General features: G+C 69.6%; 14 protein-coding genes. 6 read left to right on the top strand and 8 right to left on the bottom strand.

Annotation, left to right across the window (positions count from 1 at the left end):
* Positions 1-41 precede the first annotated feature (41 nt).
* The gene (locus HNR01_RS12375) at positions 42-335 is read left to right on the top strand and encodes a hypothetical protein (protein WP_183667910.1); all 294 of its coding nucleotides are present in this window, start codon (positions 42-44) and stop codon (positions 333-335) included.
* A 54-nt stretch (positions 336-389) separates the two neighbouring features.
* Here HNR01_RS12375 and HNR01_RS12370 read toward each other — a convergent pair whose 3' ends face one another.
* Together HNR01_RS12370 and HNR01_RS12365 are read right to left on the bottom strand one after the other, a co-directional pair.
* Positions 390-1,142, bottom strand: a complete 753-nt coding sequence (locus HNR01_RS12370; protein WP_183667909.1) for a tRNA1(Val) (adenine(37)-N6)-methyltransferase — start codon at positions 1,140-1,142, stop codon at positions 390-392.
* Between the two features lie 10 nt (positions 1,143-1,152).
* The gene (locus HNR01_RS12365) at positions 1,153-1,380 is read right to left on the bottom strand and encodes a putative signal transducing protein (protein WP_017486355.1); all 228 of its coding nucleotides are present in this window, start codon (positions 1,378-1,380) and stop codon (positions 1,153-1,155) included.
* A gap of 190 nt (positions 1,381-1,570) precedes the next feature.
* Here HNR01_RS12365 and HNR01_RS12360 point away from each other — a divergent pair, with 190 nt between their 5' ends.
* Positions 1,571-2,605 (top strand): polyprenyl synthetase family protein, encoded by a 1,035-nt coding sequence (locus tag HNR01_RS12360; protein WP_183667908.1) that lies wholly within the window; start codon positions 1,571-1,573, stop codon positions 2,603-2,605.
* A 21-nt stretch (positions 2,606-2,626) separates the two neighbouring features.
* Here the strand turns inward: HNR01_RS12360 and HNR01_RS12355 are convergent, their stop codons facing one another.
* From HNR01_RS12355 to HNR01_RS12340, 4 genes are all read right to left on the bottom strand, one after another.
* The gene (locus HNR01_RS12355; protein ID WP_183667907.1) at positions 2,627-3,502 is read right to left on the bottom strand and encodes a 4-(cytidine 5'-diphospho)-2-C-methyl-D-erythritol kinase; all 876 of its coding nucleotides are present in this window, start codon (positions 3,500-3,502) and stop codon (positions 2,627-2,629) included.
* Positions 3,503-3,660: 158 nt separating this feature from the next.
* Positions 3,661-5,556, bottom strand: a complete 1,896-nt coding sequence (locus HNR01_RS12350) for a tetratricopeptide repeat protein (protein WP_183667971.1) — start codon at positions 5,554-5,556, stop codon at positions 3,661-3,663.
* Between the two features lie 144 nt (positions 5,557-5,700).
* Entirely contained in the window at positions 5,701-5,997 is a 297-nt protein-coding gene (locus tag HNR01_RS12345) for a hypothetical protein (RefSeq protein WP_153873430.1), read from the bottom strand.
* 9 nt (positions 5,998-6,006) lie between these two features.
* Complete coding sequence (locus tag HNR01_RS12340; RefSeq protein ID WP_183667906.1) at positions 6,007-6,219, bottom strand: hypothetical protein; 213 nt, start codon at positions 6,217-6,219, stop codon at positions 6,007-6,009.
* Positions 6,220-6,870: 651 nt separating this feature from the next.
* On the opposite strand from HNR01_RS12340, the gene HNR01_RS12335 reads away from it, so the two are divergent.
* Both HNR01_RS12335 and HNR01_RS12330 read left to right on the top strand, forming a co-directional pair.
* Positions 6,871-7,113, top strand: a complete 243-nt coding sequence (locus HNR01_RS12335; protein ID WP_017486363.1) for a hypothetical protein — start codon at positions 6,871-6,873, stop codon at positions 7,111-7,113.
* A gap of 153 nt (positions 7,114-7,266) precedes the next feature.
* A complete protein-coding gene (locus tag HNR01_RS12330; protein ID WP_017486364.1) occupies positions 7,267-7,590 on the top strand; it encodes a hypothetical protein in 324 nt (107 codons plus the stop codon).
* 48 nt (positions 7,591-7,638) lie between these two features.
* On the opposite strand, the gene HNR01_RS12325 is transcribed toward HNR01_RS12330, so the two are convergent.
* The gene (locus tag HNR01_RS12325) at positions 7,639-8,931 is read right to left on the bottom strand and encodes an LLM class flavin-dependent oxidoreductase (protein WP_375373190.1); all 1,293 of its coding nucleotides are present in this window, start codon (positions 8,929-8,931) and stop codon (positions 7,639-7,641) included.
* 208 nt (positions 8,932-9,139) lie between these two features.
* Here HNR01_RS12325 and HNR01_RS12320 point away from each other — a divergent pair, with 208 nt between their 5' ends.
* Positions 9,140-10,108, top strand: a complete 969-nt coding sequence (locus tag HNR01_RS12320; RefSeq protein WP_183667904.1) for an SPFH domain-containing protein — start codon at positions 9,140-9,142, stop codon at positions 10,106-10,108.
* Positions 10,109-10,313: 205 nt separating this feature from the next.
* Positions 10,314-11,990, top strand: coding sequence for a cyclic peptide export ABC transporter (locus HNR01_RS12315; RefSeq protein WP_183667903.1), 1,677 nt, complete (start codon positions 10,314-10,316; stop codon positions 11,988-11,990).
* Between the two features lie 128 nt (positions 11,991-12,118).
* On the opposite strand, the gene parE is transcribed toward HNR01_RS12315, so the two are convergent.
* A complete protein-coding gene (parE, locus tag HNR01_RS12310; protein ID WP_017486367.1) occupies positions 12,119-14,182 on the bottom strand; it encodes a DNA topoisomerase IV subunit B in 2,064 nt (687 codons plus the stop codon).
* Between the last annotated feature and the right edge of the window lie 144 nt (positions 14,183-14,326).

Below are 14,326 nucleotides of genomic sequence, written 5' to 3'. Positions count from 1 at the left end.
GCCGCCGGCCGATCCATCGCGGCGGATCGAAGCCCTGCCCGATGCGTGCCCCACGTCTGGCCATCCTGGCCTTCGGGATGCTCGGAGGCCTCGCCGGCCCGAACGCCACCGCCAGCGCTGCCCCGCTCCCCGTGCCATCCGCAGCGGCCCAGGCGACCGATTCGGCCCTGTTCAACACGGCCCACTGGTACGGCCGCCGGCATGATCGGCGCCTCTACTGCCGCCCACGCAACCACTACCGTCACGCGTCTTGGCGGCCGCGGCCCTACTACCGTCGAGCCTACTGGCGGACGCACTACGACCATCGGCCCCGGTTCTACCACCCCTGGCACTGAGGCGTGGCGCCGAGCCCGAGGCGGATCGAGGGATGCCCGAGCGGGCATCCCTTTTCATGGGAGAGGCCAGGGGTCACCGCGATGCAGCGCCTCGGCTTCCGGCGTGAAGTGCCCGGCCGCGTCCTGAAGCACCAGAGGCGGCAACAGGCGCAACGGGGCGCGGCTGCCCTTCACACCCGCGATCAGCACGCGGATCGCCGGCCGCTCGGCCCGTGCGTGAACGGGGCGAACGGCATAGTCGCCGAAGCGTCCGCGCAGCGCGTCGAGGCAAGCGGGAAGGGCGTCGGCCCGGTGAATCAGGCCGAGGCGTCCGCCGGGACGCAGCAAGTCGGCACAGGTTCTCAGCCACCGATCGAGCCCCCCGGCCGCGAAGGTGTGCGCCGTGGCCTTCTGCGGGATGGGGGAGGGGCGGTGCATGCCGGACTCGAAGAAGGGCGGATTGGTCAGCACGATGTCGGCGCTGTCCGGCTCCAGTCCGGCCTCCCGGCGCTGCCGCGCCGGCGCCAGGAGTTCCGCCTCGATCACCGCGACGCGGTCGTCGAGCCCGTTCGCCGCCGCATTCTCCCGGGCGAGGGCGGCGAGGTCGGGGTCGCGCTCGACCAGCACCACGCGGCCGACCTCGGACAGTCGCGCCGACGCGAGCCCCACCGCGCCGGTGGCCGCGCCGAGATCGAAGAGCGTGGCGCCCGGGGCGGGAACGAGAAGGCGGGCGAGCAGCACCGCGTCGGTGCCGGCGCGGTGGGCGCCGCGGGGCGGCTGTCGCAGCTTCAGGCGACCGCCGAGAAAGGCGTCCGTCTCGGTCCTCACGCAGGCTCGCTCAGCGATCGTCGCGCAGTTCGGCGGACAGTCCGGCATCGGTCAGGATGCGGCGCGCCTGCCGCGCGTGATCATCGGGCACGAGCAGGCGCCGGCCGAAGGCGCCGATCGAACCTTCCAGCGCGCTCATGTGCTCGTCGGCGACGAAGAGCGGGACACCCGCCTCCTCCAGAAGCGAGCGCGCGAAACCGATCAAGACGATGTCGTTGGTGCGGATCAGTTCCGTCACGGCATCAAACCCCTTCAGCCGCCTCCCGGCATGCGGGCCCGCGGAGTATGGCTCGTAACATTGTCCACGCCCGTGCGCAGCCATGCGGCACGACCGCGTGTTGCAGTGCCGACGGCCCCGTGCGACAGGGGCAGCCGCGGGGCAGGGGTTCCGGCAGGGTGCCGGTCGAGAGTTTCCGGAGGCATCGCGCTTGGGCGTCGTCGTTACCCTCGATGAAGGCCGCTCCGATCCGGAGGCCAGCCTCACCGATCTCGTGCGCCTCGTCGCGGCCGGGATGGAGCGGGTGAATGCGACGATCCTGTCGCGCACCGGCTCCGACGTGGCGATGATCCCCGAGGTCGCCAACCACCTGATCGCCTCTGGCGGCAAGCGGCTGCGGCCGATCCTGACGCTGGCCTGCGCCGACCTGTGCGGCTACGGCGCCGAGAACCGCGAGGCCGACGGCGCGGTGAAGCTCGCCGCCGCGGTCGAATTCATGCACACCGCGACCCTCCTTCACGACGACGTGGTGGACGAGAGCGACATGCGCCGCGGCCGGGTCGCCGCCCGCATCAAGTGGGGCAACGAGGCGAGCGTGCTCGTCGGCGACTTCCTGCTCGGTCAGGCCTTCCGCATGATGGTCGAGGTCGGGAGCCTGCGCGCCCTCGACATCCTGTCGGCGGCGGCCACCGTGATCGCCGAGGGCGAGGTGATGCAGCTCACTGCCGCCAAGAACATCGAGACGAGCGAGGACGAGTATCTGGCCGTGATCCGCGGCAAGACCGCCGAGCTGTTCGCGGCGGCCTGCGAGGTCGGCCCGGTCCTGGCCGGGCGTCCGGACGCGGAACAGACGGCCTGCCGCGCCTACGGCATGAATCTCGGCATCGCCTTCCAGCTCATCGACGACGTGCTCGATTACGGCGGCACCAGCGCCGCGCTGGGCAAGAATGTCGGCGACGACTTCCGCGAGGGCAAGATCACCCTGCCGATCGTGCTGGCGTTGCGCCGCGGCACGGACGAGGAACGCGCCTTCTGGCGCCGCACCCTCGAGCGGGAGGATCTGGAGGAAGGCGATCTGCAGCAGGCGCTGGCCATCCTGCTCCGCCATCGCGCCCTCGACGACACGATCGAGCGCGCCCGCCACTACGGCGATCAGGCCCGCGCGGCATTGGACCCGTTCCCGAACGGACCGATGAAGATCGCCCTGTTGCAGGTGGTGGATTTCTGCATCGCCCGGGCGCACTGACGCGCCCGCAGCAGCGCCGTCTCAGGCGAGGCGCGTCGGCTCCACCCACCAGCTCGGCTGCAGGGCGCGGATCGCTCCCGCCGCAGCCTCCGCCGCCCCATCGTCTGCGAAGATCGCGAACACGGTCGCGCCCGATCCGGACATCCGCGCGAGGCGGCATCCGCCCTGGGCGCGCAGCAGCGCCAGCGCCTCGCCGATGACGGGGGCGACGGTGAGGGCCGGAGCCTCCAGATCGTTGCGGGCCGGTGCGATCGCGCCGAGCAAGGACGTCGCATCGAGACCGCTGCCGATCACCGGATGCGCAGCCCCGTCGAGCCGCTGCCCGACGGCCAGTCCCAGCGCCTTGAAGACCGGCGCCGTCGCGACGGGTACGCCGGGATTGACCAGCACCGCCGGCAGGGAGGCGAGATCGAGCACGGGTCCGATCTCCTCGCCCGCGCCGCGCATCATCCGCGCCCGCGGATCGAGGCAGACCGGCACGTCGGCGCCGGTGGCGCGGGCGGCGGCGATCACGGCGGGATGACCGAGCGGGAGGCGGTTCAGTTCGGCGAGCAGCCGCAGGGCGGCCGCCGCATCCGACGAGCCGCCGCCGATCCCGGCCGCCACCGGCAATTGCTTGTGCAGCCGGAACGCTCCGTGCCGCATGCCGTCCACGCCCGCGGCGAGGTGGCGGGCCGCGCGCAGGACGAGGTTGTCGTCGAGCGGCCCCGCCGGCCCGGCCGTGGGACCTGAGACCTCCAGCGCGAGGTCAGGGCCCGGCACCAGTTCCAGCATGTCGGCCACTTCGGCGAAGGCGACGAGGCTCTCCAGCGCATGGTAGCCGTCGCCCGGCCGGCGGCCGAGAACGTGCAGGGTCAGGTTGATCTTGGCCGGAGCGCGGGTGGTGAGCAGGGACACGAAGGCTCTCGGCCAGAGGGGCAGGGGATGCGCCCTGCCTTAGGCGGACAGCCGGGAACGAGCAAGACGACGGCTGGACCGTTCGGCAGAGGCCGGGTCCGATCCCAACCTCTGCCTGATGGGCCGCTCCCGTGCGAGAGACCGCTCGAGCGGCTATCTCACTTCCCCGGCTTCTTGTCCGCCGCCCCCGGCGGCTCGTTGGGTGCGGGCGCACCCTTCGGCAATTCCGGATTGTCCGGATTGTGCGGCGCCGCCACGGGGGCGGGCACGGCCTGAGCCGGATCCTGCTGCGGCGGGTTCTCGGCGGTGGCAGTCGGCTTGTCCGGCTCCGGCAGGCCGTCCTTGAGCTTGGCGTTGATCTTCACGAGATCGTCCGGCTCGGGGTTCAGGTCCTTGGCGTGCTGCCACTGGAACTTGCCCTCGAGCCGTCGGCCCGTGCGCCAGTAAGCGTCGCCGAGATGGTCGTTGATGGTCGGATCGCCCGGCTTCAGCTCGACCGCCTTCTCCAGCTCGCGCACCGCGTCGTCCCAGCGGCCCAAGCGGAAATAGGCCCAGCCGAGGCTGTCGATGATCATGCCGTCGCGGGGCGAGAGATCGACGGCCTGCTTCAGCATGGTGAAGCTCTCGTCGATGTTCATGTTCCGGTCGACCCAGGAATAGGCGAGGTAGTTGAGCACCTGCGCCTTGGCGTTCGGCTGGGTCGGCGGCACGAGGCTGAGCGCCTTCTTGAGGTCGGCCTCGGCCTTCTGCCACTCGCCGGCCCGCTCGTAGGCGGTGCCGCGGAAGTAGAACAGAGTCCAGTTGTTGGCTTCCTTGCCCGGCTCGATCAGGTTGATCGCGCGGGTATAGGTGTCGGTCGCCTCGGTGAACTTCTTGCGCGAGCGCTGCACGTTGCCGAGGGCCGAGATGACGTCGATGTTGTCGGGATGCGCCTTGAGCACGGTGTCGAGGTGCTGGAGCGCCTCGTCGCCCCGGCCCATCTGCTCGAGGTTGAGACCGATCTGGATGTCGGCGTTGAGCTTGAGCGGCGAGGAGGCCGGGATCTGCGCGTAGGCCTCGTTCGAGCGCTCGGTCTGCTTCATGCGGTCGAGCGTGTCGGCGAGCGTCAGCCGGGCCACGGCATGTTCGGGGGCGAGATAGAGGGCGAGCCGCAGGTAGACCACCGCCGGAAGCTCGTCGCCCTGCGTCGAGCCGGCCGAGCCGAGGCCGTAGAGCACCTCGGCGGCGCCTTCCTGGGCCGACGAGACCAGCGGGGTGAGCGGCTTGCCGGCCTTGAGCTTGTCGAGCGCGTCCACCACGAGGGGATGACGCGGCATCACCTTCTCGAACTCGCTGTAGGCGTCGATGGCGAGATCGGTGCGGCCGATCCCGGCCTCAAAGCGGGCATAGCCGTCGACGATGCGCAGGGTGTTGTGGTCGGCGTCGTAGGCCGCCTTCAGCTTGCGCTCGGCCTCGGCCCGGTCGCCGATCACCGAGGCGATCAGTCCGGCATGGTAGTCGCGGAAGACGTTGAAGTAGCGCTCACCGCGCAGGCGGTTCAGCGTCTCGTAGGCGCGCTTGCCGTCGCCCGCGCCGGCATAGGCCCAGGCGGTGAGCAGCGTCCCGGTCAGGTCGGCCGCCGCACCGCGGCCGCTGCGGCCGAAGCTCTGGCGAGCGGGCCCGTACTGGCCGGCCTTGAGCTGGCGGACCCCGAGGGCGAGTTGGGCGAGGCCGTTCGAGCTCTCGCGGGTGGCGAGCCGTTCGGCGGCGCGGAAGGCGTCGGTCATGGCGCCGTCGGCCAGAAGCGACACGAAGGCGCGCTCCAGAAGCTCGGCGTTGCGCGGATCGCCCTTCACGGCCTCGCGGTAGAAGCTCGCGGCGGCCGCCGTGTCCTTCGAGGCGCCGGCGATATAGGCGGAGAGGAAGTTGCCTTCCAGCGACTCCGCCGGCTCGTACTCGGAGATCGGCGAGGATTCCCGCGGCTGCATGGCCACGGCCGGCAGGGTGCCGAGACCGGTCGAAGCGAGCAGCAGGGCGAGCGCGGTGGCGCTCCGGCGGGTGGCGTATCCGAACATGGGCACCAGTCACGGCTCCTTCGCGGGACCGGCGGACGGGGTTTCCTCCGGCCGGCTCCGGTTTGGCGGGGGACACTGAACTCTTCCCGCCATGACCGCAAGGCGAAAGGATGGCGCGGGGGAGGGCCCCCTCGACGCCCTTCCTCAGGTGCCGTCGCCGATCTCGGCGCGGGCATCCTCCACGAGCTGAGCCAGCCCGGCATCGACCTCCGCCCCGAGCAGCGCGCGCTCGGCCGCGGTCAGGTCCTTCGCCCAGGCGCCGCTGCCGAAGCCGTCCCGGCAGCGCCCCCGCTCGGCCTCGATCGCGGCTCGCGTCTCGTCGGGGCGGTCCCGCATCGCCTGCACGAAGCCGAACCATGCCGCGCGCTCGACCACGGCGAGGCGGGCGCGCAGCCGCATCTCCACGGCGCGGACGGGGTCGACGGTCTCATCCTCAGCCATGACGGGCTCCTAGCGCTCCTTGCGCTGCTCGCAGCGGGTCTTCACGTAGGTATCGGCCTCCCCGCCATGGCCGGCACTCGCAGCGAGCACCGGTCCCTGGATCAGGCATTCCTGCAGCGTGTGAGCCGGCCCGATGATCACGTCGAGGGCGGTCTCGCGGGAGCAGTCGGGCATCTGAACGGTGGACGCGCAGACGAGCGCGACGACGAGGATGGGATTCATGGGGCCGGCCTCCCTGCCGGAGATGGTTTCGACGTTCGGAGCGTGTCGAGGCTCCGGCGGCCCGTCACGGTCGTCGGATGAGCATAATCCGCGCTCTGCGTCGGTTGAGAACGGAAAACATCCCGAAAGGCTGCCCTGAGCCGATGCGTCACAGCAGCCCGGTCAGGCCGGCGCCGCGGTCAGGGCCGGCCGGGTAAGGCAGGCGCTCCCCGCCGAAAAGGCGGAGGAAGGCGAGGAAGTCGCGGGCGTTTGGGGGCACCCCGCATGATGATGCGGTCGAAGCCCGGCGCGTCGCCGCCGTCATAAGGGCGCGCCGCAAGGCGGGCATCTCGCCTGGAAGGTGCACATGCCACCGCCGTCCCCCACGAACAGGGCGGAGGCGGTCCTCCCCTCCGCCCCGCCACCGGGCGGGACGTCCTCGAGCCTGATCCTGATCTCGCCGGCCACCATATCCGGCTCCTCGCGGCTGTCTCAGACAGATCCCAGGCGACAGATCGCGACCGGCAGCGAGGTTGCGGGCACCGGCCAACCCCCTGCACGAACAGCGTATTTCGCCACCGATTGGGGGCTGCCCCAAAAAAGTCGCAAGAGGGTCCTGTCTTCGCGCGGATCGGACAAGGTCGTGACCGGCGTTTTCACAGGGAGGCGGCAATGTCTTTCGAGATCGTTCTGACGCAATCCGCGCAGGAAATCGCAGAGAGAAGCGGTGTTCTTCCAGTGCTCGAGGAGCGCGCGCGCGATGAAATCGCTGAACTACCCGGAGAGGGGCTCGAAGAACTCGAGCGCCGCCTATTCCATGCCTTCGCACTCGACGACGGCACCGAAGTGATCTGCTCGCTGACCGCCGACGGCAGCGTGCGGGTCGATGCCTGCGAGGCGGAAGCGGCCGCCTGACGCGTCTCGCGGAACCGTGAACGGCGGGAGCGGATTGCTCCTCCCGCTTGAAGTGTCTCACGACGCGTCCGCCGATGGTCCTCCTTCCAGGGTGAAGACGACGGGGCGGGCGCTTCGCGAGACACTCGTTCCCGCGTCCGTCGAGGAGGAGACATGGCCCAGGATACCGTCGGCGTCGAAGCCGACTTCACGAGCCTTGAGGCAGCCCGCGCCGCAAAGGCCCGCCTCGTGCGGGCGGGATTTGCCCGCAACAGCATCGACATCGACCGCGAGGGCGACACCTTCATCGTCCATCTGCCGACCCAGGAGGCGAACCGGCAGCGGGCCGCGCGCATCCTCAAGGGCCACGCCATGATCGAGAGCGCCAAGAGCACCGGCTGGGCCGCCGCCGACACCCTCGGCAGCAACCGGCTGCTGACGCTCGGCCTCGCGGCGGTCGTCGGCTTCGCCCTCTACGGGCTGACCAACCGGCGCTGACGCGCCGCCGCTCCCCGGCGAACCGCGCCGGTTCGCCGGGGAGCCCCGTCACGTCTCGAAGAAGCGGTTGCCGGGCCGCGCCAGCCCGAGATGGTCGCGCAGGGTCGTGCCCTCGTACTCCGTGCGGAACAGGCCCCGCCGCTGCAATTCCGGCACCACGCCGGTGCAGAAATCGTCGAGCCCTTCCGGCACGAAGGGGAACATCACGTTGAAGCCGTCGCAGGCTTGCTCCGTCAGCCATTCCCCCATCCGGTCCGCGATCTGCTCCGGGGTGCCGACGAAGGTGAGTCCGCCATAGCCGCCGACGCGGCGCGCCAATTCGCGCACCGTCGCGCCCGTGCGGCGGGCATAATCCACGATCTGCGCCTGACCGCTCTTGCTGGCATTCGATTCCGGGATCTCGGGCAGCGGCGCGTCGAGATCGAAGCCGGTGGCATCGGTGCCGAGGCGGACCGAGAGGTTGGCGAGTCCACTCTCGACCGGCACCAGAGCGTCGAGCCGCGCCTTCTTCGCCTTCGCCTCCTCCTCCGTGCCGCCGACCACGACGAACGCGCCGGGGAGGATCTTCAGAGCATCGCGTGAGCGGCCCGCCGCCGCCATCCGGCCCTTCACGTCGGCGTAGAAGGCTCGGCCCGCCTCCAGCGACGAGGCCGAGCCGAACACCATCTCGGCAGTCTCCGCCGCGATCTGGCGCCCGGCCTCGGAAGCGCCGGCCTGGACGATCACCGGCCAGCCCTGGACCGGGCGGGCGACGTTGAGCGGCCCCTTCACCTTCAGGAACGCGCCCTGGTGGTTCAGGGTGTGCAACTTGTCGGGGTTGAAGAACAACCCCTGCTCGACGTCGCGCAGGAACGCATCGTCGGCCCACGAGTCCCATAGGCCGGTGACGACCTCGAAAAACTCGCGCGCCCGGGCGTATCGGGTCGGGTGGTCGAGATGCGCGTCGCGGCCGAAGTTCAGCGCCTCGTCCGGGTTGCCGGAGGTGACGAGGTTCCAGCCGGCGCGGCCCTTGGAGATGTGGTCGAGCGAGGCGAACTTGCGGGCCACATGATAGGGCTCGTTGTAGGTGGTCGAGGCGGTGGCGATCAGCCCGATCCGCTCCGTCACCATGGCGAGCGCCGGCAGCAGCGTCAGCGGGTCGAACGAGGTGACGGTGGCCGAGCGCTTCAGCGCCTCCATCGGCATGTTCATCACCGCCAGATGGTCGGCCATGAAGAAGGCGTCGAACTTCGCCGCCTCCAGGGTTCGGGCGAAGCGCACGAGGTGTTCGAGGTTGAAGTTCGCGTCCGGAAAGCCGCCGGGATAGCGCCACCACGCGGTGTGGATGCCGATGGGGCGCATGAAGGCACCGAGGTGGAGTCGTTTCCGAGATTCGCTCAACGGGTTCCTCCGCGCGCATCGCCCCTTCGATAGGGCCGATATGGTGCACGTCGTCGGCCCGGCGTCACCGGTCAAGCGATCCGATCATGAGGATATCGGCACCGCCCCTAGGATTGCCTGGGCCCCACCCTTAAGGTTCGGGCCGAACGCGACGACGAGGGGAGTAGGCATGGCCGGAGCGAGCGTGACGCAGGACGTGCCCTATCGCGCCCTCAACGGCTGGCTGGCTCTCTTCATCGCCATTCCCTGCCTCGCGCTGGCGGCCCTGGCCTTCCTCGGCGGCGGCGTGCTGGTGCTCGGCCGCGGCAGCGCCGGCCCGGCCTTCCTCATCGTCGCCGCGGTGGCCCTGATCGCCGGGATCATTCTGCTCGCCGGACTGATCACCCTGAAACCCCGGCAGGCAGCGGTGCTCACCCTGTTCGGGCGCTACCACGGCACCATCGCCCGCGACGGCTTCTGGTGGCGCAACCCGCTGACCGCGGTGGCGAAGGTTTCGCTCGCCACCGAGGCGCAGGAGACCAAGATCATCACCGTCAACGACCTGATGGGCAACCCGATCACCATCGCGGCCGCCGCGATCTGGCGGGTCCAGGACGCTGCGCGCGCCACCTTCGACGTCGGCAGCTACCACGAATTCGTCTCGCTCCAGGCGGAAGCGGCGCTGCGAAACATCGCCTCGACCCGGCCCTACGACCACGACGAGGCGGACAATGTCGGCGAGGAGGCGAACGACGCCAAGCGCCGGCTCGCCGAGAAGGCCACCCGCGTGGCTTCGCTGCGGGCCGACCGCGACGCGATCCACGCCGACCTGATCGCGGAACTCGGCCAGCGCGTGGCGCTCGCGGGCGTCATCGTGGAGGATGTGCGGATCACGCACCTCGCCTACGCACCGGAGATCGCGGGCGCGATGCTCAAGCGCCAGCAGGCCGGCGCCATCATCGCGGCCCGGCGGCAGATCGTGGAGGGCGCCGTCGCCATCGTGCGCGACACGATCCGCCGCCTGGAACTGGCGGAGGACGGACATGCCGGCATCGTCTTCGACGACCAGGGGCGTGCGAGCATGGCGCAGAACATGCTCATCATGATCGTGGGAGATCGGGAGGCGACGCCGGTGGTCAGCGTGGGCGCGAAGCCGTAGACGGCGACCAGTCCGTGCAGGGGACCGATCGACTCAGCGTATCGCAGCGACGGTTCGAATATCCTCGAAGCGAGGATCCGTAAAACCCGTTCCCGCGAAGGGCGCCCGCGCCGGATCGGCAATTCACCCTCAGCGGACCCGTCGATAGTGCGGAGGGCCCGGTCGCAGCAGCGGGCGGCGATCTTGCTCGAAGGAATCGGCTGGCATGGGGCGGGACGGCATCATCCTTCGTCATTTCAGGCAGGACGCGATCCGATTGCTGCGGCCGGTCTGGCCGCTGGTGGCTGTCGCGACGGCGCTCGGCGCGATCGGCGGGCTCGCCACCGCCGCGGCGCTGGCAAAGATCAACGAGGCCTTCTACTGGGAGAGCGCTCTCGCCCAGGGCGTGCTGCTGGCGTTTGCCGGTTTCGCGGCACTGAGCGTTGTCGGCACGTTCGCCGCCAGCCTCGGCAACGCCTATGCGGGCGGGCGCATCCAGGCGGCTCTCAGCCGCGACCTCACCGATCAGATCCTGACCGCACCGATCGAGCGGATCGAGCGCTTGGGCAAGCACAAGCTGCTCGCCTCTCTCCAGGGCGACGTGAACACCATCTTCACGGCGATCGCCTTCCTCTCGCCGATCGTGGTGGCGTGCGGGACGCTGGTCGGCTGCGCTGCCTACATGATCATCCTGTCGCCGGCCCTGTCGGCGGTGACGGCTGTGGTCCTCATCGTCGAGAGTCTCAGCGCGAATGCGTTGCGCCGGAACATGCTCCGGTACTTCGAGGATGTCCGCAAGAACCGCGAGGCGACCCAGAAGCACTATCTCACTCTGACGGAGGCGGCGAAGGAACTGCGGATCGGTCGCGAGCGCCGGCTTCATCTGCGCAACGTCGCACTCAACGACTGCATCGAGCAGGCGCGCCGTCTGATGGCGCGGATTGCCGTCATCCAGCAATCGCTGTCGATGCTGAGCCAGTCGACCAACTTTCTGCTGTTTGCCGGCCTCATCGCCTACAAGACCCTCGCCGGAATCAGCGGCGCCGAGCTCTCCGGCTTCGTGCTGGTCCTGCTCTATATCCAGGCGCCGATCGCGCAGCTCATCCACTTCGTGCCGATGATCGGGCAGGCTCAGGTCGCCTACCGGCGCATCGCCGAGTTCTCGGACGAAGGTACGGAGGCGGAAGCCGGCCTTCTCTCGCCTTCACCGGCGAGACCGGCCCGAGGCTTCCGCGAAATCACCCTGCGCGGCGTGAGCCACGGCTTTCCGGCCGCAGGCGACAAGGCGCCCTTCACCCTCGGCCCGATCGAGCTGACGATCCGGGCCGGCGAGATCCTGTTCATCGTCGGCGAGAACGGCTCGGGCAAGACGACGCTGATCAAGCTGTTGCTCGGTCTCTACCCGCCGCAGACGGGCGACATCCTGCTCGACGGCGTCTCGGTCACGGCCCAGACCCGCGACGCGTATCGCCAGAATTTCTCGGCGATCTTCTTCGATTACAACCTGTTCGAGGATCTCATCGTGCCCGAGCGCACCCCCCTCGACTCCGCCCGTCCTCTGCTGGAGCGGCTCGATCTCGCCCATAAGGTCGATGTCAGCGACGGGCGCTTCTCCACGACCGACCTCTCGACCGGTCAGCGCAAGCGCCTCGCGCTGGTCCAGGCCTATCTCGAAGGGCGACCCATCCTCGTGCTGGACGAGTGGGCCGCCGAGCAGGACCCGACCTTCAGACGGCGATTTTACGAGGAACTGCTGCCCGAAATGCGCCGCCGGGGCCGAACGCTGATCGTCATCAGCCACGACGACCGCTATTTCGGCGCCGCCGACCGGGTGCTGCACCTGCACGACGGGCAGATCGTGGAGATCACGCAGACGGCGGAGACCGCCGTGGAACCGACCTGACCGGACGAAAGCCGTCCCGCCCTGCGAACCCCGGCGCACGACGGTCGCGGGAAGCGGCCACATCGGCCGTCTCCGGAGCGCCTCCACAGGACGCGATGAAGCACAAAACGCGATGACGGCGGGGCGGATCAGATGTCCAGCTCGCTCCCGTCCGCGAACGCCGCCCGCTCGGTGATGAAGGCGAAGCGCGCCTCGGGCTTGTTGCCCATCAGGCGCTCCACCGTGTCGCCCGTCGATTCCCGCGCCTCGTCGAGGACCGCGACGCGCAGCAGCGTGCGCTTCCTCGGATCCATCGTCGTCTCCTTCAACTGCGCCGGCATCATCTCGCCGAGGCCCTTGAACCGGCCGATCTCGACCTTGCCGTTCTTGAACACGGTCTTGATGATCCGCTCCTTGTCCGCGTCGTCGCGGGCATAGGCCGACTTCGCGCCCTGGCTGATCCGGTAGAGCGGCGGGATCGCCAGATAGAGGTGCCCCTTGTCGATCAGACGGGGCATTTGCCGATAGAAGAAGGTGATGAGGAGCGAGGCGATGTGGGCGCCGTCGACGTCCGCGTCGGTCATGATGATGACCTTGTCGTAGCGAAGGTCCCCCTCGCGGAAGTTGGCGCCGGTGCCGCAGCCGAGCGCCAGCGTCAGGTCCGAGATCAACTGGTTGGCGCCGAGCTTGTCGCGGCTGGCGGACGCCACGTTCAGGATTTTTCCGCGCAGCGGCAGAACCGCCTGCGTGGCGCGGTCGCGGGCCTGCTTGGCCGAGCCGCCGGCCGAGTCGCCCTCGACGATGAAGATCTCGGAACCCGCGGTGCCGGCGGCGGAGCAATCGGCGAGCTTGCCGGGCAGGCGCAGCTTGCGCGTGGCCGACTTGCGCGCGACCTCCTTCTCCTGGCGGCGGCGCAGGCGCTCCTCGGCGCGGTCGATCACCCAGTCGAGCAGCTTGTTGGCCTGGGCCGGCGAGGCGGCGAGCCAATGGTCGAAGGCGTCGCGCACCGCCGTCTCGACGATGCGCGAGGCCTCGACCGTGGCGAGCTTGTCCTTGGTCTGGCCCTGAAATTCCGGTTCGCGGATGAAGACCGAGAGCATCGAGGCGCAGGTCGCCATCACGTCGTCGGTGGTCACCGACGTCATGCGCTTGGCCTGGTTCACCCGCTCGGCATGCTCGCGCAGGCCGCGCAGCAGCGCGACGCGCAGGCCCGATTCGTGGGTGCCGCCCTCGGGCGTCGGGATCGTGTTGCAGTAGGAGTGCGAGACGCCGTCATCCGCGACCGTCCACGCCACCGCCCATTCGAGCGAGCCGTGGGAGCCGGGCTTCGTCACCTTGCCCGAGAAGAGGGAGTCGAGGACGAGCTCCTTCCCCTCGATATCACGGGCGAGATAGTCCGAGAGGCCGCCGGGGAACCGATGCACGGCCTCCGCCGGCACGTCCTCCAGTCCCTCGAGCAGGGCGGGCGCGCAGCGCCAGCGGATCTCGACGCCGCCGAACAGGTAGGCCTTGGAGCGGGCCATCTTGAACAGGCGGCGCGGGTCGAACTTGAGCGAGCCGAAGATCTGCGCGTCGGGGTGGAAGCGCACCCGCGTGCCGCGCCGGTTCTGCACCCGGCCCACCGTCTCCAGACCGCCCTGCGCATGTCCGCGGGAAAAGGTCTGGCGGTAGAGGGTCTGATTGCGCGCGACCTCGACCTCCAGCACGTCCGAGAGGGCGTTGACGACGGAGATGCCGACGCCGTGCAGGCCTCCGCTCGTCTCGTAGACCTTCGAGTCGAACTTACCGCCCGCGTGCAGCGTGGTCATGATGACCTCGAGCGCGGACTTGCCCGGAAATTTCGGGTGCGGATCGATGGGAATGCCGCGGCCGTTATCGGTGACGACGAGGCTGCCGGATTCCTCAAGCTCGACTTCGATGAAGCTCGCGTGGCCCGCGACCGCCTCGTCCATGGAGTTGTCGATCACCTCGGCGAAGAGGTGATGCAGCGCCCGCTCGTCGGTGCCGCCGATATACATGCCGGGACGGCGCCGCACCGGCTCCAGCCCCTCCAGCACCTCGATCGCCGAGGCGTCGTAGCCGGCCTCGGCCAACTCCGGGGCCGGCTGCGCTGCCGACGGGGCCGCGACCGAGGTGAGGCGACGACGGCGCTCGGCCTCGGCGGCGGGCGGCTTGCTTCCTGGCCCGAACAGGTCGCGTGCCGGATCGCTCACGCGACGGCTCCTCGAATCGGGTCGGAGACGGGCTGCATGGCTCTTCATATCCTCGTTGTAGCGGAACAAACAGGAAACAAAAAGCCTCCTGTCGGCTTCCGCCGGTCGCAGTATCACGGCAACCGGTCGTGTTCGAAGCCCGAC

The sequence above is a fragment of the Methylorubrum rhodesianum genome, assembly GCF_014199985.1.
GTDB lineage: Bacteria > Pseudomonadota > Alphaproteobacteria > Rhizobiales > Beijerinckiaceae > Methylobacterium > Methylobacterium rhodesianum.
This window is presented reverse-complemented; position numbering and strand designations above follow the sequence as displayed.

What these genes read in the sequence shown, in the direction of transcription:
- HNR01_RS12340 (WP_183667906.1), bottom strand. Translation starts at nt 6,219, where the DNA reads ATGAATCCCATCCTCGTCGTCGCGCTCGTCTGCGCGTCCACCGTTCAG.
- HNR01_RS12330 (WP_017486364.1), top strand. Translation starts at nt 7,267, where the DNA reads ATGGCCCAGGATACCGTCGGCGTCGAAGCCGACTTCACGAGCCTTGAG.
- HNR01_RS12325 (WP_375373190.1), bottom strand. Translation starts at nt 8,931, where the DNA reads ATGCGCCCCATCGGCATCCACACCGCGTGGTGGCGCTATCCCGGCGGC.
- HNR01_RS12345 (WP_153873430.1), bottom strand. Translation starts at nt 5,997, where the DNA reads ATGGCTGAGGATGAGACCGTCGACCCCGTCCGCGCCGTGGAGATGCGG.
- HNR01_RS12350 (WP_183667971.1), bottom strand. Translation starts at nt 5,556, where the DNA reads ATGTTCGGATACGCCACCCGCCGGAGCGCCACCGCGCTCGCCCTGCTG.
- HNR01_RS12335 (WP_017486363.1), top strand. Translation starts at nt 6,871, where the DNA reads ATGTCTTTCGAGATCGTTCTGACGCAATCCGCGCAGGAAATCGCAGAG.
- HNR01_RS12375 (WP_183667910.1), top strand. Translation starts at nt 42, where the DNA reads ATGCGTGCCCCACGTCTGGCCATCCTGGCCTTCGGGATGCTCGGAGGC.
- HNR01_RS12320 (WP_183667904.1), top strand. Translation starts at nt 9,140, where the DNA reads ATGGCCGGAGCGAGCGTGACGCAGGACGTGCCCTATCGCGCCCTCAAC.
- HNR01_RS12315 (WP_183667903.1), top strand. Translation starts at nt 10,314, where the DNA reads ATGGGGCGGGACGGCATCATCCTTCGTCATTTCAGGCAGGACGCGATC.